Genomic DNA, 20,605 nt, shown 5'->3' with positions numbered 1-20,605 from the left:
ACGCCATGACCGACTACATCATCGTCGGCGCCGGCCCGGCCGGCTGCGTCCTGGCCAACCGGCTGAGCGAAGATCCGTCGCATCAGGTGCTGCTGCTCGAGGCCGGCGGCAAGGACTGGCACCCGCTGATCCACATGCCCGCCGGTTTCGCCAAGATGACCAAGGGCATCGCCGCCTGGGGCTGGTCGACCGTGCCGCAAAAGCACATGAAGGACCGCGTCTTCCGGTACACACAGGCCAAGGTGATCGGCGGCGGCTCCTCCATCAACGCCCAGATCTATACACGCGGCAATGCCCGCGATTACGACGCCTGGGAGAAGGAAGAGGGCCTTGCCGGCTGGGGCTATCGCGACGTGATGCCCTATTTCAAGCGGGCCGAGAACAACCAGCGCTACGCCAACGATTTTCACGGCGACCAGGGTCCGCTCGGCGTGTCGAACCCGATTGCGCCGCTGCCGATCTGCGAGGCTTATTTCCGCGCCGGACAGGAGATGGGCATTCCCTTCAATCCGGACTTCAACGGAATAGCCCAAGAAGGCGTCGGTTATTACCAATTGACGCAGAAGGACGCGAGACGCTCCTCCGCCTCGGTCGCCTATCTCAGGCCGATCCGCGATCGCAAGAACCTGACCGTCAGGACCGGCGCGCTGGTGACGCGCATCGTCGTCGAGGAAGGCCGCGCCGTGGGTGTCGAGATCGTCGACAGGCCGGGCGGGCGGCCAAAGATTCTGCGCGCCGCGCGCGAAGTGATCGTCTCGTCCGGCGCCATCGGCTCGCCGAAGCTCTTGATGCAGTCAGGCATCGGCCCGGCCGACCATCTGAAGTCGGTTGGCGTGACGCCGGTGCACGACCTGCCCGGCGTCGGCTCCAACCTGCAGGATCATCTCGACCTGTTCGTCATTGCCGAATGCACCGGCGACCACACCTACGACAACTACGCCAAGCTGCACCGGACGGTGTGGGCCGGCCTGCAGTATTTGCTGTTGAAAAAAGGCCCGGTTGCCTCCAGCCTGTTCGAGACCGGCGGCTTCTGGTACGCCGACCCGACCGCCGCCTCGCCCGATATCCAGCTCCATCTCGGCCTCGGCTCCGGCATCGAGGCCGGTGTCGAAAAACTGAAAAATCCGGGCGTGACGCTGAACTCGGCCTTCCTGCGCCCTCGTTCGCGCGGCACGGTGCGGCTGAACAGCGCCGACCCTGCCGGCCACCCGCTGATCGACCCGAACTACTGGTCCGATCCCTACGATCGCGACATGTCGATCAAGGGGCTCAGGCTGGCGCGCGAGATCATGCGGCAGAAGGCGCTTGCCGCCTACGTGCTGCGCGAGGTGCTGCCTGGACCGGCACTCATCAGCGACGACGAGCTATTCGACTACGCCTGCCGCAGTTCCAAGACCGACCACCACCCTGTCGGCACCTGCCGCATGGGTCATGATGCGATGAGCGTGGTGACGCCGGATCTCAGGCTGCGCGGCATCGAAGGGTTGCGCGTCTGCGACGCCTCGGTGATGCCGCGCATCCCATCCTCTAACACCAATGCGCCGACGATCATGGTCGGAGAAAAGGGCGCCGATCTGATCCTTGGCCGCGAACCACTGCCGCCGGCCGTGTTTTCCACCAACCAAGCGGCATGAGATCCCAAGAATGATCAGGCACTGTGTTTTCGTTCGATTCCGCAATGACGTCGCCGACGACGAGCGCGCGGCAATCCATGCCGATCTTGAGGCGCTGCGGCGGGTGATCGACGGTATGGGCAAGGTCGAATTCAGCGCCAACACCAGCCCAGAGCCGTTCGCGCGCGGCTTCACGCACGGCTTCACCATCGACTTCCGCGATGCCGCCGCACGCGACGCCTATCTGGTGCATGAGGCTCACAGCCGAGCCGGCGCTCGGCTGATCGCGGCGCTTGAAGGCGGAACCGACCGGCTGATGGTGTTCGACCTCGAGATAGGCGCTTAGCTATCCAAGCCTCAGCGCGACGACGCCGGCAACAATGCTGAGCACGGCGGCACCCCGCCATCCCGTCATCTTTTCGCCGAGCGCAAACACCGAAATCATCATGGCGAACAGGATCGAGGTTTCGCGCAGCGCCGCGACCGAGGCGATCGGCGCCTTGGTCATCGCCCACATCACGATCCAGTAGGCGGCGCCGCTGAGCACGCCGGTGTACACGCCCGCCTTCCAGTCGCGCGCCAGCACCGGCAGCGCTTTTGGTCCGCGAAAGATCAGGCACAGTACCAATGCCCATGCCGCATCACAGACGAACAGCCATGCCGCATAGCTTGAGGCGGTAGCGGCCAGCCGCGCGCCGCTGCCGTCGGAAAGCGTATAGCCGGCGATGAAAATCGAGGTGCCAAGCGCAAAGCCGACCGCGCGCAGGTTCAGCCTCTCCAGATGTGCGCCGCCGCGAAACGACAGCACCAGCGTGCCGGCTGACAGGAGAACAATGCCGACAATGGCGAGCGGCGCCGGAACTTCGGCGACGACCACCATGCCGCCAAGTGCAGCCAGCAGCGGTGCGGTGCCGCGCGCCAGCGGATAGGTCTGGGCGAAATCGCCGGCCTTGTAGGCGCCGATCAGGAACGTCCTGTAGCCCATATGGAAGATCACCGAGGCGATGATATACGGCCACACTTCCGCCCTCGGCACCTCGACGAAAGGCAGTGCCAGAAGCGCCACGGCGCCCATGCCGAGCGTCATCAGCGTGATCGACAGGAAGCGGTCGAGATGGACCTTGACCAGCGCGTTCCAGATCGCGTGCATGGCGGCGGCGGCAAGCACCGCGAGGAAGACGGACAAGGTCATCGGCGCCTCATCCGCCTCCGGTCCCTGTCGCGAACGGCGTTTCCAGGTCGATGTCGACCCGCAGCGGAAAATGATCCGAAGCGACTTCGCCGAGATCGGCGCTGACCGAGCGCACGCGTCCCGCCAACATCCCGCCGACGAAGCAATGATCGAGCCGGCGCTTTGTCAGCCTGCCGTCGATGGTTTTCACATGGGTGTGGAAATCCGCCGTTGGTTCGCCGGCGACGGCGGCGGCATCGACGAAACCGTCGAGATAGGCGGCACCGCGATGATAGGGCGTGCTGCCGATGATGCGGCGGTACTCGACGCTGCCTGGCTCCATGTTGAAATCGCCCATCCAGATCGCCGCCAGCGGGTTTTCCGGCTCCGGCTGGCCATTGCTCCAGTTGCGCACCGGCTCATCGTCGGCGCCGCTCCACGGGCCGCCGTCGGACGGCGCCCGGCGATGCTCGGCGAGGAGGTAATCGATCTGCTCCAGCCGCTCTTCGGCGGCGATATGCGCGAGATGCAGTGACAGCACCCGCACCGGACCGGCAGGGGTGCGGATCATGCATTCGAGCGCTGCGTTGCGGGTGTTGAGCGGCCGCACGGTGCGGCGCAGCGGCAGCGTGTGCAGGCGCGACCAGGCGATTGGCAACTTGGACAGGACCATGGTGCCGAATTGCCGCCGCCGGTTGACGATGCGGCCGTCACGCCGCTCGCTGGCGTCCATGTCGAAGGCCGGCCCATAAACCCAATAGTATTCGGGCAGCAGTCGCGAAAGAAGTTCCGGCTGGTCGTCATCGCTGCTGCGCAGCCAGTGCCGCTCCACCTCCTGCAAGGCGATGATGTCGGCGCCGGCCACGACGCGTGCCGCGCGCGCGAGATCGTAGCGGCCGTCGCTGCCGAAGCCGTACTGGATGTTGTAGCTGACCAGCTTCATCGCTTAACCGGCTCAATTTCGTGATGGCAGTAGCCGTTTGGCGGATTGGTTGCAATGTGCAGCCGGGTGGAGAGAGCTTGGGCCAGGCAGCGCGCGGCTAGAGCATCGGATCCAAAAGCCTGCCCTCGGGCCTGACCCAGGGCCTGACCCGAGGGTGGTACCGGTTTTGGGAAAATCCGATGCTCAAACAAAAAGATAGAGCGGCGCTACGATTCGATTTGAATGTCCGCCGCTCTAAGTCGTCAGCGGCTGGAACCGCCCGGGCGGAGACGCGGCCAATTCCGACCAGTCGATTTCCTCCTCCAGGCGATGATACGCTTCGTCGCCGATCGTCCCGTCGATACGCAGTTGTTCCAGCGCGTCACGCTGGCTCTTGATGGCATAGAGGCGCAACCTGTCGTACTCGGTTGCAGCCTGGGCATCGTCAGGATTTTCGGCGATCACGCGCTGCGCCGTAAATTGCTCGCGGACCACAGCCGCGGCATTGGATGTCTTGCCGCTCAACACGTCCAGCGCGGCCTGCATGATGGCGACGCGTGCCCGCGCAACCTCGCGGTCGACAGTTCCGTCCGGATCGAGACGAAGCAAGCGCAGCAGCGGCTTTAGGCTGATGCCTTGCAGCACCAAGGTGCCGAGCACGACCGAGAAAGCGGCGAGCACGATCGGGTCCCGGCCGGGAAAAACAGCCGGCAAGGCAAACGCTGCCGCAAGCGTGACCAGGCCGCGCATGCCGCACCAGCCGATCAGCACGCCGCCGCGGAACGACGGGGCTTCGGCCTGCCGGTCCGCGTCACCGAAGCTGGCAAGCCACCTCATGATCGCGCCGCATCCCAGCACCCAGACAAGACGCGAGACGATGACGACAGCCAGCACGGCTGCGGCGAAGACGAACGCTTCGACCTGCCCCTGCTCGGCAAGCCGGCCGACGATCAATCGCGCCTGAAGTCCCATCAGGACGAAGGCCAGCACGTTAAGCACGAACACCGCCGTCTCCCAGACCGAGTAGGAGCTGACGCGATTTCTGGCCGGCATGCGGCGCGGCGCGGTGCGCGCGATGGTCATGGCATAGACGACGATCGTAATGATGGCGGAGAGGCCGATCCTGTCGGCCAGGATCCAGACGCCGAAAGTCCCGGCAAATTGCACCACCGTGCCACTTGCCGGATCTCTGATGCGGCTGAGGGTGACGAGAGACAATCGGCCGAGCACGTAACCAGCGGCAAGGCTGCCAACCGTCGACAGCAAGATCATCGGAACCGCGCTGCTCAGCAGGATGGAGCCGGCAGCTGAGGAAACTGCCATGCGGTAGATCAGGAGTGCGGTGGCGTCGTTGAGCAGGCTTTCGCCTTGCAGGATCGCGGTGACGCGGTGCGGCACCTTGAACTGTCCTAGCACGGCCGACGCCGCGACGGCATCGGGCGGCGCGACGATCGCGCCAAGGGCGATGGCCGCGGCGATCGGCAAGCCTGCCATTGTCCATCCGACAAGCGCCACGGCAGCAGTGGTGAAAACGACGGCGCCAAGTGCCAGCAGGACAAGCGGCAGCCTGTAGCGATTGAGATCGCGCAGCGACGTGTCGTACGCCGCATCGAGAAGCACCGGCGCGATGAACAAGGCGAGCGCCAGTTCGGGATCGATCTCGATGGTCGGCGCAAACGGCAGGAAGGCGATGCCCGCGCCTGCCAACGCCAGCAGGGAGGGATAAGGAACCTGGAGACGTCGCGACAGCGCCGTCAGCGCGACAGCGATCAGCAGAAGAATAAGGGTCAGCTCGAAAAGCGCCATGCGTCATCGTAGCGGCGAAGCGCGATTATTGGCAGTGGCAAAACCATAAGCTACTGTTGATTGGCCGTGGTGCCCTGACTTGGCAGTATGCCGTGACTTGGCAGTATGCGTTGAGGCGGTTGTCTGCGTATAAGCTTGGGTCATGATCCTCATCGGCCAATATGACTCGCCCTTCGTCCGTCGCGTCGGCATTGCGCTGACTCTGTACAACCTGCCGTTTGAACATCGTCCCTGGTCGACTTTCAGCGATGCGGACAAGATCAGGCCCTACAATCCATTGACGCGTGTGCCAACCCTGGTGCTGGACAATGGCGAGGTGCTGATCGAAAGCCACGCCATGCTGGACCACCTGGACAGCCTTGTAGCGGCCGATCGCAGGATGTTCCCGACCGACGAGCCGGCGCGCCGCCAAGCGCTGAAGATCGCCGCCTTGGCAACCGGGCTGGGCGACAAGGCGGTCAGCCTGTTCTACGAGAAGCTACTGCACCAGCCGGTCTCCGACCTCTGGGTCGAGCGCTGCCGCAAGCAGATAGAAGGCGTGATGGCTGTACTGGAAGCCGATCGCAGCACAAAGCCTGAAACCTACTGGTTCGGCGATCGCATCGGTCACGCCGACATCGCGGTTGCCGCCGTGCTCCGCTTCCTTGGCGAGGCGCATCCCGGCCTGGCTTCGCTCGCCGACTTCCCGGCGCTCGCCGCCCATGCCGCGCGGCTGGAAGCGCTGCCGGTCTTCAGGACGGTGAGCCAGCCGTTCATCCCGCCGGCCTGACTTCGACGTCCGGGATACTGCCGCTGTTAGAGACCGTTTGAAAACGGGGTGGGATTTGAGGCGTCCATGATTCAAGCTTCTGATGTGGACAGCAGCGAATCGGGCCCGGATGGCCGCCGGTGTTGGGGGCACCTCAAGCGTCCGTTGTTAGACTAGGCGACACCTTGGAGATTGGAAACATGGCGCTCAAGCGGATGGACAACGTAGGAATCGTCGTCGAAGACCTCGGAGGGACGATTGATTTCTTTCGCGAACTCGGCCTCGAGCTCGAAGGGCGGGCCACGATCGAAGGAGAATGGGCCGGACGTGTCACTGGACTGGGCGATCAGCGTGTCGAGATTGCCATGATGCGCACACCGGACGGCCACAGCCGGCTCGAGCTCTCCCGCTTCGTCACGCCGCCTGTCGTCGCAGATCACCGGAACGCCCCGGTCAACGCCCTAGGCTACCTCCGCGTCATGTTCGCCGTGGACGACATCGACGAGACGCTTGAAAGGCTCCGCACGCGCGGCGCGCAGCTCGTAGGCGAAGTAGTCCAGTATAAAGACGCGTATCGGCTCTGCTACATCCGTGGGCCTGAAGGGCTTCTCATCGGACTCGCCCAAGAACTCAGCTGAGCGCAATACGAAGACAAATGGCGAAAAGTGACCAATGTCAGCGGGCGCGTCCGAGGCCGACCCGCCTGTTCGAGGTCCATCCCTCCTCGGTCGGCCGCGTTCTCGCTAAGCACGATTAGGTCGTCAACCCGGGCCGGGCCGCCCGCGAAAGCCGCCGTCAGCAGCCTAAGAGACTGTTTGAACACGGGGTGGCGGTTTGAGGCGGTCCATGATTCAAGCTTCTGATGTGGACAGCAGCGAATCGGGCCCGGATGGCCGCCATCTGCAGCGACGCTGGGTCGTCGAGCGGACCTTCGGCTGGATGACACGATGGCGGCGCCGGCAGCCAAACGTCTTCGTTTGGCGTCCGACAAAATGCGTCAAACAAGCCCTGGAGCGCGGTTTTGGTTCCACCAAAACGCAAGCGCTCTAGTGCAGCACCAGCATGTCGCCTGAGGAGAACGAAATCTCGGCCTTTTCGCCGACCGCGGGCGGCGGGGAGGCCGGGCTGTTGAACGTGTCGAGCGACACCGTGCTGCCGCCGATGCCGACGCGAACCCGGATGACCGAGCCGAGGAAATGCACTTCGGTGATCTCGCCCGAAAGACTGGAGTCGCGGCCGGGATGGCGGCCGAGCGAAATCGCCTCGGGCCGCAGCGCCAGGGACAGCGTGTCGCCGGGCTTGGAGCCGTTTAGCTTTCCCTGCAGCGAGACCTCTTGCGAATTGACGCGCACCTTGCCCGACGCAGCGTCGGTGACGGTGCCTTCGAGCACATTCAGCGTGCCGACGAAATTGGCGACGAACTTGGTCGCCGGCCGGTTATAGATCTCGAACGGCGTGCCGACCTGCTCGGCCTTGCCGCCATACATGACGGCGATGCGGTCGGAGATCGACAGCGCCTCTTCCTGGTCGTGGGTAACGAAGACAGTGGTGATGCCGAGCTTCTTCTGGATCGAGCGGATTTCCTCGCGCAGCGACACGCGCACCTTGGCGTCGAGTGCCGACAGCGGCTCGTCAAGCAGCAGGAGCTTCGGCTTCGGCGCAATCGCCCGCGCCAGCGCGATACGCTGCTGCTGGCCGCCGGAGAGCTGATAGGGATAGCGGTCGCCCATCTGCGGCAGCTTGATGAGGTCGAGCATCTCGGCAACGCGCCTGTCGGCGTCCGCCTTTGGCATGCCCGCGACCTTCAGTCCGAAGCCGATGTTCTGCGCCACGGTCAGGTTCGGAAACAGCGCATAGGCCTGGAACACCATGCCGACATTGCGCTGGTTGGGCTTGAGCCGGGTGATGTCCTTGCCGGCCACCACGATCTTGCCGGCACTCGGCTCCTCGAAGCCGGCGACCATGCGCAGCACCGTCGTCTTGCCGCAGCCCGACGGCCCGAGGAACGAGACGAATTCGCCCGGCTCGACGTCGAGATTGAAGTCCTGGACGACGGTGGTGGCGCCGAAGGCTTTTCGCACCTGCTGGATGGAGAGGAATGGCTCGGCCATGGCTTTTCTTTCGGTCAGTACTTTTCGATCAGTTTGGCCGGTTCGCCGATCGCGGCGCAAAACGCGACAGGATCTGGATCAGCGACATGCAGCCCCAGGTGATGGCGAACGAAATGAGCGCCAGTGCCGACGGCTCATAGGCACTGTTGGCGCCGATGTTCTGCAGATAGGGGCCGAAAGCCGGTCGATTCAGCAGCGACGCCATGGTGAACTCGCCGATGACGATGGCAAAACTCAGGAACGCGCCGGATAAGACGGCGATCAGTACGTTCGGCAGGATGATGCGGGCGATGATGGTGGTCCAGCCGGCGCCGAGGATTTGTGCGGCTTCGGTAAGCGTTCTGACGTCGATGGTCCTGAGACCGGTATCGACCGCCCGGTACATATAAGGCAGCGCCAACGTCGTATAGCCGATAACCAGCAGAGCATCGGTGCCGCGCGCTGTCGCCAGAAAAGGCAGCGTTGAGTTCGAACCGAACATTCTGATGTAGCCGAAGACGATGACGATGGCGGGAATAACCAGCGGCAGCAGGGTGATGAACTCTACGACCGGCCGCAGATTCGGTAGCCGCAGCCGTATCCAGTAAGCCGTCGGCACGACTAGGAGCACGCCCAAAAGGATGGTGAATACCGCCACAACGACGGAATAGGTAAATGTCGCCTGGAAATTCGGATCTTCGAAGACCGAGCGGTAGGCGTCAAAGGAGTATTCCCCTCGCCGCTTACGCAAGGAGAATTCAAAGGTCGCCACAAGCGGCAGGACAAAATAAGTGGTTCCCACGCCAAAAACGAGCCAGGCCCAAAAACGGCTGCCTTGCTTCATTTCAGCCACCGTTCGGCTCGCCGTTGGAACAAAATATAGAAGAGATTGGCCAGGCCGGTAATGACGATCATGCCGAATGCAAGCGCGTAGCCTAGGTTCGGATTGTAAAGCACGTCGCCGCGAATCTGCGCGAACAGCTGGATGGGCACGATGTTGAGTGACGGCCCCGTCAGTGCATAGGCCGTTGCGACCGCACCGAACGCGTTGGCAAAGAGGAGGACCGTCGTACCGAGAAAACTCGGCCATAACACCGGGATTACCACCATGCGCCAATATTGCCAATTGGTTGCGCCGAGCGTCGCGGCAGCTTCGCCCCATTCCTTCTTCAACCCATCGACCGCCGGCGTGATGATGACGATCATCAATGGAATCTGGAAATAGAGGTAGGTGAGGATCAGGCCCCAGAACGAAAAGATACTGAAGCCGAGCGAATAGATGTTAATGCCGAAAATGTCTCGCAACAGGATCGTCGCCACTCCGAGCCGACCTAGAGTCGCGATGAACGAGAATGCCAGCGGCACGCCGGCAAAATTCGAGGCGACGCCCGAGAAGGTCAAGGTTGCCGAGCGTAACCACGGCGGCAAGCCTCCGCGAACCACTGCCACCGCCATTGCCAGGCCGATCAAGGCGCCAAGGACCGCAGAGACAAAGCTGATCTGAATGGATACCCAATAGGCCGCGGCGAGCTTGGGTTGCGACAACGCTATGATGTTGTCGAACGTATAGTCGCCGGCTGCATTTTTGAACGCGCCCGCGATCAGCCCTACCGTGGGCAAGATCAAAAAGACCAGCGCGAAAATGAAGAATGGAGTTACGCCTAACCAATGCAGTGGCAGCCGAAGGCGGCTGATCTCCGGCGCGCCAGGACTGACGCTGGCTGTCTGGGACATTGTGGAGTCTGCCATGGACTTCCCGAAGTTGGCATAAGGCGCCGGGCGGCGAACCGCCCGGCGCCCTATGAATTACTTCACGACGGCGCCAACGATGGCATCCCAGTTCGTGCTGATTTCCTTCTTGGCAGCGTTCTGTTCCTCCAAAGTAGGAAAGATCGCTTTTTCGTAGTTCTCGGCGGCCGGCAGCTTGTCCAGCATCTCCTTCGGGATCACGCCCTTCTTGGCGAGGTCATTGAAGCGGATCGGGTGGCAGTAGCCCTTCAGCCAGCCGAGCTGGCCTTCGTCCGAGTAGAGATACTCCATCCACAGCTTGGCGGCGTTCGGATGCGGCGCATAGGCGCTGATCGCCTGTACGTAGACGCCTGCGACCACCGCGCTCTTTGGCACGACGATTTCGATTTCCGGATTGCCGGCCATCTTGTCGCGCATGGCAAGCAGGTTGTAGTCCCAGTTCATCACGATCGGTGTCGTGCCCTGGGCGACAGCTGCCGCTTCACCATCGACCGGCACGAAGTTGCCGGCATCGTTGAGCTGCTTGAAGAACTGCAGACCCTTGGCGGCGGCATCCTGGCCGCCGGTACCGCCAGCCGCGAGGCCCGAAGCGTAAACCGAAATGACGGCGTTGTTCGATGAGCGCGGGTCACCGGCGAGCGCCACCGAGTTGGCATATTCCGGCTTCAGCAGGTCGGCCCAGTCCTGTGGTGAGTTCTGCACGACGGCCTTGTTCACGCCGAAGGCGAGCACGCCGTAATAGTCGCCGTACCAGTAGCCATCGGCATCCTTGGCGCTGTCAGGAATCGTATCCCAGGTCGACACCTTGTAGGGTTGGATCAGGCCGTCTGCCTTGGCGGACGGGCCAAAAGACAGGCCGACGTCGATCACATCAGGCGCCTGCGGGCCCTTATTGTCCTTGTTGGCCTTGATCGCCTCGATCTCGTCGCCGGAGCCGGCATCGGGATTGAGCTCGTTGACGGTGATTTCCGGATATTTCGCCTTGAAGCCGGCGATGACGTCGCCATAGCCGCACCAGCTGTGCGGCAGCGCAATGGTGGTGAGCTGGCCTTCCGCCTTGGCGGCGGCGACCAGTTCATCCATGGACTGCGCCGACGAGATGGCAGAGGTCGCCATCAGGGCGACGGCCGTAAGGGAAAGCACTTTTCCCGTGAATTTGAACATGTGTTCTCTCCGTTGAACTGACGCCGTTGGACGCCTGCGATGCGGTATCGTTTTCGTGTGACAGCCCGATGAAAGCTTTGTGAAAGCGATGCCCTGCAGTACGAAAAAGTAAACTCTTTTTAACCGGCTGTAGCAATCGCTCCGCGACTATTTTTCCGGCTAACGAATTTCGGTCTTATCTTTCATCTCTTCCCCTTTCTTTGCCCTCATTTCCCAGATCAATTTTCGGCGCGAAAACCGTCTCAAACGGTGCCGGCAATGGCATTGTCGAGCAGCGTCAGCGCCGCCTTCCTGGTCAGCTTGACCGGGTTGCCGCCGGCGGTCGGATCGACCACCGCCATGTCGGCGATCAGGCCCTTGCGCTTCTTGTCCATGTCGAGCCCCTTGATCAGGCCCGGCAGCGCGTGCGGCACCTTCAATTCCTTGCGCAGCTTGATGACGGCCTTGGCGAAGCCGTCGAAGCCGCCTTTGATGCCGCAATAAGCCGCGAGCCGGGCGATGCGCGCCTCTATGGCGTCGCGGTTGAAGGCCAGCACATAGGGCATGAACACGGCGTTGGTCATGCCATGATGGGTGTCGTAAAGCGCGCCGATCGGATGCGACAGCGAGTGGATGGCGCCCAGCCCTTTCTGGAAGGCGGCGGCGCCCATGGCGGCCGCACTCATCATGTGGGCGCGGGCGACGAGATCCTTGCCGTTGGCAAAGGCCTTCGGCAGGTTCTCGAAGACAAGCCGCACGCCTTCGACGGCGATGCCGTCGGCCATCGGATGATAGCCCGGCGCGCAATAGGCCTCCAGGCAGTGAGCAAGCGCGTCCATGCCGGTGCCGGCGGTGATGAAGCCCGGCATTCCGACCGACAGTTCCGGATCGGCGATGACGATGGCCGGCAAAAGTTTCGGATGAAAGATGACCTTCTTGGTGTGGGTCGCTTCATTGGTGATGACGCCGGCGCGGCCGACCTCCGAGCCGGTGCCGGCCGTGGTCGGCACGGCGATGATCGGCGCGATCGCATCGGAGTTGGCGCGCGTCCACCAGTCACCGATATCTTCGAAATCCCAGACCGGCCGCGCCTGGCCGGCCTGGAAAGCGATCAGCTTGCCGAGGTCGAGCGCCGAGCCGCCGCCGAAGGCGATGACGCCGTCATGCTTGCCCTTCTTGAACACGGCAATGCCGGCGGTCAGGTTGGAGTCGACCGGGTTCGGCTTCACCTCGGAAAACACGCCATAGGGCACCTTGGCGTCGTCGAGGATCTTCAGCGTCGAGGCGACCACCGGCAGCTTCGCCAGCCCCGGATCGGTGACGAAGAGCGGCCGCTTGATGCCGGTGGCATCAAGCACATCAGGCAATTCCTTGATGCGCCCAGCGCCGAAGCGCACGGTTGTCGGATAGTTCCATTTGGAAATCAATTTTGTCATTTTTATCTTTCAGAAATTCAGATCGCTTCACGCAGATGATATGACTTCGGCCTCGTCAGATTGTCGTAGCCGATGGCCGACAGGGCCGCGCCCTTGCCGGTGTCCTTGACGCCGGTCCAGACCAGCGCCGGGTCGAGATAGTCGCAGCGGTTCATGAACACGGTGCCGGTCTCGACGCGGTCGCCGATCGCTGCTGCTTGATCGGTGTCGCGCGTCCAGATCGAGGCCGTCAGCCCGTAGGGGCTGTCGTTCATCAGCGCGATCGCTTCCTCGTCGTTACGCACCTTCATGATGCCGACGATCGGCCCAAAGCTCTCCTCGCGCATGACGCTCATCTGGTGGTCGACCTCGGTCAGCACTTCCGGCGCCAGATAGGGCGAGCCTTGCTCGTCGCTGGCAACCTTCATGTTGATGAGCGCCTTGGCGCCCTTGCGCAGCGCCTCGGCCTTTTGCTCGCGGATCAGGTCGGCGAAGCGCGCCTGTGCCATCGGCCCCATCGTCGTCGCCTGGTCGAGCGGGTTGCCAACGACGTAGTTCTTGGTTTCGGCGATGAAGCCTTCGACGAACTCGTCATAGACCTTCTCATGGACATAGACGCGTTCGATGCCGCAGCAGCACTGGCCGGAATTGTAGAAGGCGCCGTCGACCAGGTTGGCGACGGCATGGTCCATCTTGGCGTCGGCCAGGACATAGGCCGGGTCCTTGCCGCCGAGTTCGAGGCCGAGCGTCATGAAGGTGCCCGCCGCGGCCTTCTCGATGGCGCGGCCGCCAGCGACGGAGCCGGTGAAGTTGACATGATCGATCTTGCCCGAGCCGAGCAGTTTTTCGGTCTGCGCATGGTTCATGACCAGGTTCTGGAACAGGCCCTTGGGCAGGCCGGCCTTGTCGAACGCCTGTTGAAAGCGTTCGCCGACCAGCAGCGTCTGCGCCGCATGCTTGAGGATGACGGCACTGCCGGCCATCAGCGCCGGCACGATAGTGTTGACGGCGGTGAGATAGGGATAGTTCCACGGCGCAATCACCATGACCACGCCGAGCGGCACCTTCTTCACATAGCGGCGAAACCCGTCCTTCGGATTGGAGGCCATCACCGGCTTGAGTGCCCCTTCGGCGATCTCGACCATGTAGTTGGTGCGTTCCCTGACGCCGCCGAACTCGCCGCCATAGCGCACCGGACGACCCATCTGCCAGGCGATCTCCGGCACGATCTCGTCGGTCATGGCGACCAACGCTTCCAGCATGGCAAGCATGTATTTGCCGCGCTCGACGATCGGCGTCTCAACCCATTTCTCCTGCGCCGCCTTGGCAAGCTCGACCGCCGCATTGATCGCCTGGTCCGTGGCCACAGGCCGTTCGGCATAGATCGAACCATCGACGGGAGATTTTATTTTCACGGTTTCCAAGTAAACGTCTCCAAATCAACAAGGGACTGTTTTGACGAAGCCAGCCGCGCCATAGGCAAGGATGGCGCGATCGCGGGTGATAATCTCGAGGTTCTTCGAACGCGCCGTAGCTATGATGATCCGATCTGTCGGATCATTGTGAACGGCGCCAGGCAGGAACGAAGACTCGACTAGAAGCTCACTGTCGATACCCTCAACACTCGTTGCCCCGGCTTGCACGAACCGTTCGAACCATGCGAGCGGCGACTTGATAAACGGTAGCCGGCCTTTGGCGACAAGCATTCCGATTTCCCAAGCGGACATGACGGAAACGGCGATCACGCCGCCATTTTTTCGCGCGCTGGTCACCTTCTCGACCGCCGTTCTCGCGACCGGCTGCTCTGTTGACAGCCACAGCATGAAGCATGTGTCGAGCAGCACTCCATCAGTCGTCATAAACCCTGCCCCAATCCGGATCTGCAGGTGCAGTGTAATCGACATCCGGAAGAAGGATGAGCGTCCCGGCCATGCATCCAAACAACGGATCAGCGCCTCGAGGCGGCACGATGTACTCCTCCTTGTTGCCGCTCATATCGTCTTCCTTAAAATCCACCTGCCCCTCCATGAAGCCCGGACTATCACGCTGCGCCAGCCTCGCTCTTGCATTTCCGCCAGCAGACTCGCCGAACGTCTGATCGCTCCCTTGAGCACCGGGCTTTGCGTCTTCAGTGGCCGGGAAATCATAATGCATGAGGATCTCGCTTTCCGGTCGGCCGAAAATCTCAGCGATCTTGCGCATCTCGTCGACCTGCATACGCCGCTCACCGTTCAGTGTCCGCGACAAGGCGCTGTAGTGCATGTTCAGGCGATCAGCCATGCTGCGCATCGTGAGGTTGTGCTCCTTCATCCGACTCGCGAACCACGCCTTGTCGACATTAACTCTACCTTTGGGAACTCTGCCTTTGGCCAACGCTGCCTCCTGCATATCGCTGCGCGATAATCGCAACAATATTGCGTGAATCGCAACGCCGTCAATACCTTTCAAACCCCCTGTGCAGTTCCCAGTCGGTAATGCGGCGGTCGTATTCGAACTGCTCCCAGTGGGCCGTATGGACATAATGCTCGAGCACGCCGTCGCCGAGCGCCTGCTTCAGCATCTCCGATCTCGCCAGCGTCTCGGTGGCATCACGCAGGGTCTTCGGAATTTCCGGCAGCTGCGAAGCCTGGTAGGCATCGCCGACGAAGGGCTTCTGCAGGTCGAGCTTTTCGTCAATGCCGGCAAGGCCGGCGGCGATCAGCGCGGCGAAGGCGAGATAGGGGTTCAGATCAGCGCCGCCGATGCGGCATTCCATGCGGATGCCCTTGGTGCCCTCGCCGCACAGGCGGAAACCGGCGGTGCGATTGTCCTCGCTCCACATGATCTTGGTCGGCGCAAAGGTGCCGGCCTGGAAACGCTTGTAGGAGTTGACGTAGGGCGCCAGGAACCAGGTGAATTCCTTGGCATATTTGAGCTGGCCCGCCGCCCATTGCTGGCCGAGCGTCGACAGCGTCCATTCGGCATTCTTGTCATAAAAAAGCGGCGTCTTGCCGTCGGCGCTCCACAGCGAATTATGAATGTGGCTGGAATTGCCGGCCAGCCCGTAATTGTACTTGGCCATGAACGAAATCGCCTTGCCTTCGGACTCGGCGATCTCCTTGGCGCCGTTCTTCAGGATGACGTGGCGGTCGGCCATGTCGAGCGCCTCGGCATAGCGCACATTGATTTCTTCCTGACCGGGCCCCCACTCGCCCTTGGAGTTCTCGATCGGAATGCCGGCCGCTTGCATCTCGTTGCGCAGCCGGCGCATGACGCCTTCTTCCTTGGTGGTGATGCCGATCTGATAGTCGCCGATATAGGGCGAGGCCGTGTCGAGGCCTTGCCAGTGCTTCTTGCGGGCGGAATCGTAGGTCTCGTTGAACAGATAGAATTCGAGCTCGGAGGCGAAATAGCCGACATAGCCGCGTTCGCTCAGCCGCTTGACCTGCTTCTTCAGGATGGCGCGCGGCGAATGCGGCAGGTCGTCATGGGTGTGGTGGTCGAGCACGTCGCAGATCACCAGCGCCGTCTTTTCCAGCCATGGAATGCGCCGCAGCGTCGACAGATCGGGCTTCATGACGAAGTCGCCGTAACCCTTCGACCAACTCGCCGCCTTGTAGCCGGGCACCGGTTCCATGTCGATGTCGGCGGCCAGGAGATAGTTGCAGCCATGCGTCTCGTCATGGGCGGAATCGACGAAATACTGTGCCAGGAACCGCTTTCCCGCCAGCCGCCCCTGCATGTCGACAATGCAGGCCAGCACCGTGTCGACCTCACCGCTGGAGACCGCCTTCTTCAACTGATCGAACGAAAAATTTCCGGCCATTCTTGCAAGCTCCGCCGCCTTTGTGGCGCTTCGAGAGTTCAAATCTGGACCCGGCCGCGGGAAGCGGCCGGGTGTTTCTTGGGTCCCCGAGACAGGTCAGGCTTTCTGCGCGTGCTCCAGCGCGAACTCTTCTTCCGGCGACAGGATCAGCTTGTGACGGCCGACCAGCCCGAAATAGACGATCGCGATGGCGAACCACAGCGCCACCCACACCACGCCCTTGGTGAAGTTCGCGTCCTGAATCTGGTAGAGCAGGGTGACCACGCCGATGACGATCGTCAGCACGGCGCCCGGGACGCCGAGCGGGCTCCGATAGGGACGTTCCATGTTCGGCTGGTTCTGACGCAGCAAGATGAAAGACACCGCCTGTAGGATGTAAGAGAACATGGCGCCGAACACCGCCATGTTCAGCAACACCGAGCCGATGAGCGAACCGGCCGTAGCGCCGCCAAGCGCGAACCACATGATCAGCATGATGCCGAAGCCGACGATAGCGCCCGCAAACATCGCCACATACGGCGTCTTGTAGGATTTGTGGGTGACCGACAGCGCCGACGGGAAATAGCCCGCGCGGCTCAGCGAATAGACCTGGCGGCCCATGGCGAAGATGATGGTGTGGAAGCTTGCGATCAATCCAATCAGCGCGATGACGCCAAGCAGCACTGCGCCCGAGTCGCCATAAATCGCCCGGAACCCGTCAAGCAAAGGCTCGCCGGAGGTGGCGAGCTTGAACGAACCGACTCCGACGACCGACGGGTTGAGCAGCACGATCATGAAGGCCGAGACCATCAGCGTCAGCATGCCGGCGATAATGCCGCGCGGCATGTCGCGCTTGGGGTCGACCGATTCTTCCGCCGCCAGCGGAAGCTGCTCGATCGCCAGGAACAGCCAAACCGCAAAAGGCAACGTCGCCAGCACGCCCGAGAAGCCGAACGGGAACATCGAGCCATTGCCTTCGGGAAGCTCCATCGCCGCTCCGTCCGGGCCGACGCCGATGTTCAGCGCCCAGCGCGAAAAGTCCATGCTCGGAATGGCGCTGATCCAGAACACGATCAGCACGGCGAGCGACAGCAGCGTGACGATCAGTGTGACGCGGAAGGACAGCGCGACGCCGAAAATATTCAACGCCAGGAACACGGCATAGGTCACCAGCCACCAGAGTGGTGGCCAGACGCTGGAGTCGGGAAAGGCGACCGACCAGATGCCTCCCATATAGGAGCCGATGAAGAAGGCGATGACGGCAGGCGTCACGACATACTCGACGTTTTCGCAAAGCCCGGTGATGAAGCCGCCCCACGGCCCCATCGCCGTCCGGGCGAAGGAGTAGGCAGCGCCGGTGTGCGGCAAAGCCGGGCTCATCTCGGCGATCGAGAAGACGAGGCCGATATACATGATGGCGATGATGATGCCGGCCACCAGCATGCCGCCCCAGCCGCCTGTCCCGAATCCGAAATTCCAGCCCGAGAAATGTCCGGATATGACGGCACCGACGCCGAGCGCCCACAGATGCCAGACATTGGCATGACGCACCAGTTGCCGGTCCTCGAAATAAGATTTGTCGCGCTTCGCGTATGCGACGCTGCCGACTTGCTTCGTATCACCGCCTGCCATTTGAAAGTCCCCTTCTTCTTGTCAGTTGACTGGTTCCACCGGATGGCCGAGCCCGCGCCGGCCGGATCCCTGGGATCCGGATGACGGCTCGAGATCGGAAAAAATCCCCGTGAGCAGATCCGCCCATTTTCGCTGCCCGGCTTCGTCGGATATTTCGTCGTTGCGGATTTCGATCATCGCACAGGGTAGCCCCCGCGGGCGCGCATGCCTTTCCAGCGTAAAATAAACGCGGTCGGCCGGCGAATAGGGTTCGTTGATGCCGACCGTGACGCCGGCGAGCCGCTGCAGCGCGGCGACAAGCGGCGCTGCCAGTCGGCGATCCTCGTCATGGATGATACCGATGTGCCAGGGCCGGCTATTGCCCCTGTAGACCGGGGTGAAGGAATGGATTGAAACCAGCCGCGTATCAAGCTCGCGCGCCAGCCTTTTGTCGATGATGCTCGCGACTGCATCATGGAAGGGTTGCCAGGACAGGGCGATGCGCGCGGCGCGCTGCTTCTCCGACAGGCCGGCATTGCCCGGAATGGTCGTGGTCTCGCTGACCGGCGGCACCAGATCAGGCGCATCCAGTGGCCGGTTGCAGTCGATGACAAGGCGCGAAATGCGGGTCTCGACCAGCGCCGCGTCAAGCGCCGCTGCCATGCGGCGGGCGACCGGGAGCGCGCCGGGATCCCAGGCGATGTGGCGGGAAAGCTCTTCGGCAGCAAGGCCGAGCGTTCCGAATTCCAGCGGCAGGAAATTGGAGGCGTGGTCGCAGGTCAGCACGAAAGGGCTCGATCCGCCGGGGTTGGTCACCCTCACGGTTTCAGGCGATGCAAGGCTGGCGGGCCGTGCTGTCTCCATTGTTTTAGTCCCCGGAGAGCGCTGTATCGTATATTACGTATTTTGTCTCATTGCGTCCCTGTGGATGATTTCATACAGTTTATCCGGCTTTGTCAAACGCGATTTCGGGCCAATGCGATTTCAGCAAAGCGGCCACGGGTGGGGAAAAGATGATTTCGAGCATTGCCGAACTGATCTCGGACCGCATCGGCACGATGCCGGCGGGCGAACGCCGCGCAGCGCAAACGCTGATCGCCAACTATCCGCTGATCGGCCTGAAGACGGTCGCCGAGTTCTCAGCTGCCGCTGGCGTCTCCTCGCCGACGATCCTGCGTTTCGTCGCCCGGCTCGGCTTCCAGAACTACCCGGAATTCCAGTCGGCGTTGCAGGACGAACTGGCGGCGCAACTGCAGTCGCCGGCGTCACGGACGCTCAACCCGCCATCGCCGAACGGCGGCGCGGTGTCGCCGATGCTGGAGGCGACGCTCGACAACCTGCGCGAGACGTTCAGGCACTTGTCCGACAAGCAGCTTGCCGACATCGTCGCAAAGCTTGCCGACCGGCGCGGCAAGACGTTCCTCATCGGCGGCCGCTTCACCGATCCGCTGGCGCGCTACATGGCCGCCCACCTCGCCATCATCCAGCCCAATGTCTTTCACCTCGCTGGACAGGAAAGCGTCTGGCGCGACCGGCTGATCGACATGGGCAAGCGCGACGTGCTGGTGATCTTCGACATCAGGCGCTACCAGGACAGCCTGGTCCGCTTTGCCGAGACGGCGCATCAGCGCGGCGTGCAGATCGTGCTGTTCACCGACCAGTGGCTGTCGCCGATCGCCCGCTTCGCCCGCCATGTCATAGCCGGGCGCACCGCCGTGCCCTCGGCCTGGGACTCCTCGGCGGCCCTTTTCGTCGTTGCCGAAACGCTGATCGGCGGCGTTACCCGGCAGCTTGAGGCCGACGGCGCCAAACGCATCCGCGAGCTGGAAAGCCTGCGCTAGAGACGCGGCCTGAACCGCATGATCGCTTCCGTGCCGGAGAAGGCGGCCAGCAGGCCGCAAACGCAAAACGGCCCGCGCGAGGCGGGCCGTTTTGTGTATTTGGTTGCGGGGACAGGATTTGAACCTGTGACCTTCAGGTTATGAGCCTGACGAGCTACCGGGCTGCTCCACCCCGCGTCAATCTTAGAAGTAAGCCTTGGCTTACTGGGTTCAAGCTTTCGCCAAATGAAAGGGCCGCTTGCGCGGCCCGAGCTCCCGATTGGCGGGCCTTTTGGTAAGGAGAAGATTTGGATTTTTGCGACGNCTGGGTTCAAGCTTTCGCCAAATGAAAGGGCCGCTTGCGCGGCCCGAGCTCCCGATTGGCGGGCCTTTTGGTAAGGAGAAGATTTGGATTTTTGCGACGTGCGTTTTGCAGACCTGGCAGCGACCTACTCTCCCGCGTCTTGAGACGAAGTACCATCAGCGCTGGAGCGTTTCACGGCCGAGTTCGGAATGGGATCGGGTGCAGCCGCTCCGCCATAACCACCAGGTCGGCAAAGCGCACGTTGCTCGAGAAGCTGTTTTTGTGCCATCCATCTCAGCGCAATCCAAAGGATTGTCGCTCGGCGACAATCCTTTGGATTGCGCTGGTGATGGGCATAGGGAATGAGAACGATCAAGCCGATCGAACTATTAGTACCGGTAAGCTTCAAGCGTTGCCGCTCTTCCACAC

General features: G+C 62.3%; 19 protein-coding genes, 1 tRNA gene and 1 rRNA gene. 5 read left to right on the top strand and 16 right to left on the bottom strand.

Annotated features, from left to right (window positions below; all coding sequences use genetic code 11):
• Nucleotides 1-5: 5 nt before the first annotated feature.
• Both CIT26_RS11295 and CIT26_RS11290 read left to right on the top strand, forming a co-directional pair.
• On the top strand, nt 6-1,634 hold the full coding sequence (locus CIT26_RS11295; RefSeq protein WP_095492649.1) for a GMC family oxidoreductase: 1,629 nt from the start codon (nt 6-8) through the stop codon (nt 1,632-1,634).
• A 10-nt stretch (nt 1,635-1,644) separates the two neighbouring features.
• Nucleotides 1,645-1,959, top strand: coding sequence for a Dabb family protein (locus tag CIT26_RS11290; protein ID WP_095492648.1), 315 nt, complete (start codon nt 1,645-1,647; stop codon nt 1,957-1,959).
• On the opposite strand, the gene CIT26_RS11285 is transcribed toward CIT26_RS11290, so the two are convergent.
• The 3 genes from CIT26_RS11285 to CIT26_RS11275 form a co-directional block, all read right to left on the bottom strand.
• Complete coding sequence (locus CIT26_RS11285; RefSeq protein WP_095492647.1) at nt 1,960-2,805, bottom strand: EamA family transporter; 846 nt, start codon at nt 2,803-2,805, stop codon at nt 1,960-1,962.
• Between the two features lie 7 nt (nt 2,806-2,812).
• Complete coding sequence (locus CIT26_RS11280) at nt 2,813-3,727, bottom strand: endonuclease/exonuclease/phosphatase family protein (RefSeq protein ID WP_095492646.1); 915 nt, start codon at nt 3,725-3,727, stop codon at nt 2,813-2,815.
• Nucleotides 3,728-3,961: 234 nt separating this feature from the next.
• Nucleotides 3,962-5,512 (bottom strand): cation:proton antiporter, encoded by a 1,551-nt coding sequence (locus tag CIT26_RS11275; protein ID WP_095492645.1) that lies wholly within the window; start codon nt 5,510-5,512, stop codon nt 3,962-3,964.
• A 142-nt stretch (nt 5,513-5,654) separates the two neighbouring features.
• On the opposite strand from CIT26_RS11275, the gene CIT26_RS11270 reads away from it, so the two are divergent.
• Both CIT26_RS11270 and CIT26_RS11265 read left to right on the top strand, forming a co-directional pair.
• Nucleotides 5,655-6,281: a glutathione S-transferase family protein gene (locus tag CIT26_RS11270; RefSeq protein WP_095492644.1), complete on the top strand. Its 627-nt coding sequence runs from the start codon at nt 5,655-5,657 to the stop codon at nt 6,279-6,281.
• 179 nt (nt 6,282-6,460) lie between these two features.
• Complete coding sequence (locus CIT26_RS11265) at nt 6,461-6,898, top strand: VOC family protein (protein ID WP_095492643.1); 438 nt, start codon at nt 6,461-6,463, stop codon at nt 6,896-6,898.
• 408 nt (nt 6,899-7,306) lie between these two features.
• Here CIT26_RS11265 and CIT26_RS11255 read toward each other — a convergent pair whose 3' ends face one another.
• The 11 genes from CIT26_RS11255 to CIT26_RS11205 form a co-directional block, all read right to left on the bottom strand.
• Nucleotides 7,307-8,371, bottom strand: a complete 1,065-nt coding sequence (locus CIT26_RS11255; protein ID WP_095492641.1) for an ABC transporter ATP-binding protein — start codon at nt 8,369-8,371, stop codon at nt 7,307-7,309.
• Nucleotides 8,372-8,399: 28 nt separating this feature from the next.
• Nucleotides 8,400-9,194: an ABC transporter permease gene (locus CIT26_RS11250; RefSeq protein WP_095492640.1), complete on the bottom strand. Its 795-nt coding sequence runs from the start codon at nt 9,192-9,194 to the stop codon at nt 8,400-8,402.
• Complete coding sequence (locus tag CIT26_RS11245; protein WP_245319361.1) at nt 9,191-10,084, bottom strand: ABC transporter permease; 894 nt, start codon at nt 10,082-10,084, stop codon at nt 9,191-9,193. The genes CIT26_RS11250 and CIT26_RS11245 overlap by 4 nt, the downstream gene beginning before the upstream one ends.
• Nucleotides 10,085-10,156: 72 nt before the next feature.
• Nucleotides 10,157-11,263, bottom strand: a complete 1,107-nt coding sequence (locus CIT26_RS11240) for an ABC transporter substrate-binding protein (protein WP_095492638.1) — start codon at nt 11,261-11,263, stop codon at nt 10,157-10,159.
• A gap of 242 nt (nt 11,264-11,505) precedes the next feature.
• Nucleotides 11,506-12,678, bottom strand: a complete 1,173-nt coding sequence (locus tag CIT26_RS11235; protein ID WP_095492637.1) for an iron-containing alcohol dehydrogenase — start codon at nt 12,676-12,678, stop codon at nt 11,506-11,508.
• Nucleotides 12,679-12,695: 17 nt separating this feature from the next.
• On the bottom strand, nt 12,696-14,081 hold the full coding sequence (locus CIT26_RS11230; RefSeq protein WP_095492636.1) for an aldehyde dehydrogenase family protein: 1,386 nt from the start codon (nt 14,079-14,081) through the stop codon (nt 12,696-12,698).
• A gap of 15 nt (nt 14,082-14,096) precedes the next feature.
• A complete protein-coding gene (locus CIT26_RS11225) occupies nt 14,097-14,516 on the bottom strand; it encodes a type II toxin-antitoxin system VapC family toxin (RefSeq protein WP_095492635.1) in 420 nt (139 codons plus the stop codon).
• Nucleotides 14,506-15,105 carry a helix-turn-helix domain-containing protein gene (locus CIT26_RS11220; protein WP_167391367.1) on the bottom strand — a complete coding sequence of 200 codons (600 nt, stop codon included), beginning with the start codon at nt 15,103-15,105 and terminating at the stop codon, nt 14,506-14,508. Before CIT26_RS11220 ends, CIT26_RS11225 begins: the two co-directional genes overlap by 11 nt.
• Complete coding sequence (locus CIT26_RS11215) at nt 15,092-16,462, bottom strand: glutamine synthetase family protein (protein ID WP_095492633.1); 1,371 nt, start codon at nt 16,460-16,462, stop codon at nt 15,092-15,094. Before CIT26_RS11215 ends, CIT26_RS11220 begins: the two co-directional genes overlap by 14 nt.
• A 96-nt stretch (nt 16,463-16,558) precedes the next feature.
• Nucleotides 16,559-18,073, bottom strand: coding sequence for an amino acid permease (locus CIT26_RS11210; RefSeq protein WP_095492632.1), 1,515 nt, complete (start codon nt 18,071-18,073; stop codon nt 16,559-16,561).
• 21 nt (nt 18,074-18,094) lie between these two features.
• Nucleotides 18,095-18,916 (bottom strand): N-formylglutamate amidohydrolase, encoded by an 822-nt coding sequence (locus CIT26_RS11205; RefSeq protein WP_095492631.1) that lies wholly within the window; start codon nt 18,914-18,916, stop codon nt 18,095-18,097.
• 149 nt (nt 18,917-19,065) lie between these two features.
• Between CIT26_RS11205 and CIT26_RS11200 the strand changes: the two genes are divergently transcribed.
• Nucleotides 19,066-19,893 (top strand): MurR/RpiR family transcriptional regulator, encoded by an 828-nt coding sequence (locus CIT26_RS11200; RefSeq protein ID WP_095492630.1) that lies wholly within the window; start codon nt 19,066-19,068, stop codon nt 19,891-19,893.
• Between the two features lie 100 nt (nt 19,894-19,993).
• Here CIT26_RS11200 and CIT26_RS11195 read toward each other — a convergent pair.
• Together CIT26_RS11195 and rrf are read right to left on the bottom strand one after the other, a co-directional pair.
• Nucleotides 19,994-20,070: transfer RNA gene (locus tag CIT26_RS11195), tRNA-Met, on the bottom strand.
• A gap of 238 nt (nt 20,071-20,308) precedes the next feature.
• A 5S ribosomal RNA gene (rrf, locus tag CIT26_RS11190) occupies nt 20,309-20,423 on the bottom strand.
• Nucleotides 20,424-20,605: the final 182 nt, after the last annotated feature.

Source organism: Mesorhizobium temperatum (assembly GCF_002284575.1).
GTDB classification, from domain to species: Bacteria; Pseudomonadota; Alphaproteobacteria; order Rhizobiales; family Rhizobiaceae; genus Mesorhizobium; species Mesorhizobium temperatum.
The sequence above is the reverse complement of the archived record's forward strand: the minus strand, read 5'-3'. Positions and strand labels throughout refer to the sequence as shown.

Coding starts and splice junctions, on each gene's coding strand:
- CIT26_RS11265 (WP_095492643.1), top strand. CDS start 6,461: ATGGCGCTCAAGCGGATGGACAACGTAGGAATCGTCGTCGAAGACCTC.
- CIT26_RS11285 (WP_095492647.1), bottom strand. CDS start 2,805: ATGACCTTGTCCGTCTTCCTCGCGGTGCTTGCCGCCGCCGCCATGCAC.
- CIT26_RS11280 (WP_095492646.1), bottom strand. CDS start 3,727: ATGAAGCTGGTCAGCTACAACATCCAGTACGGCTTCGGCAGCGACGGC.
- CIT26_RS11295 (WP_095492649.1), top strand. CDS start 6: ATGACCGACTACATCATCGTCGGCGCCGGCCCGGCCGGCTGCGTCCTG.
- CIT26_RS11240 (WP_095492638.1), bottom strand. CDS start 11,263: ATGTTCAAATTCACGGGAAAAGTGCTTTCCCTTACGGCCGTCGCCCTG.
- CIT26_RS11235 (WP_095492637.1), bottom strand. CDS start 12,678: ATGACAAAATTGATTTCCAAATGGAACTATCCGACAACCGTGCGCTTC.
- CIT26_RS11200 (WP_095492630.1), top strand. CDS start 19,066: ATGATTTCGAGCATTGCCGAACTGATCTCGGACCGCATCGGCACGATG.
- CIT26_RS11275 (WP_095492645.1), bottom strand. CDS start 5,512: ATGGCGCTTTTCGAGCTGACCCTTATTCTTCTGCTGATCGCTGTCGCG.
- CIT26_RS11225 (WP_095492635.1), bottom strand. CDS start 14,516: ATGACGACTGATGGAGTGCTGCTCGACACATGCTTCATGCTGTGGCTG.
- CIT26_RS11210 (WP_095492632.1), bottom strand. CDS start 18,073: ATGGCAGGCGGTGATACGAAGCAAGTCGGCAGCGTCGCATACGCGAAG.
- CIT26_RS11290 (WP_095492648.1), top strand. CDS start 1,645: ATGATCAGGCACTGTGTTTTCGTTCGATTCCGCAATGACGTCGCCGAC.
- CIT26_RS11250 (WP_095492640.1), bottom strand. CDS start 9,194: ATGAAGCAAGGCAGCCGTTTTTGGGCCTGGCTCGTTTTTGGCGTGGGA.
- CIT26_RS11205 (WP_095492631.1), bottom strand. CDS start 18,916: ATGGAGACAGCACGGCCCGCCAGCCTTGCATCGCCTGAAACCGTGAGG.
- CIT26_RS11245 (WP_245319361.1), bottom strand. CDS start 10,084: ATGTCCCAGACAGCCAGCGTCAGTCCTGGCGCGCCGGAGATCAGCCGC.
- CIT26_RS11215 (WP_095492633.1), bottom strand. CDS start 16,462: ATGGCCGGAAATTTTTCGTTCGATCAGTTGAAGAAGGCGGTCTCCAGC.
- CIT26_RS11255 (WP_095492641.1), bottom strand. CDS start 8,371: ATGGCCGAGCCATTCCTCTCCATCCAGCAGGTGCGAAAAGCCTTCGGC.
- CIT26_RS11270 (WP_095492644.1), top strand. CDS start 5,655: ATGATCCTCATCGGCCAATATGACTCGCCCTTCGTCCGTCGCGTCGGC.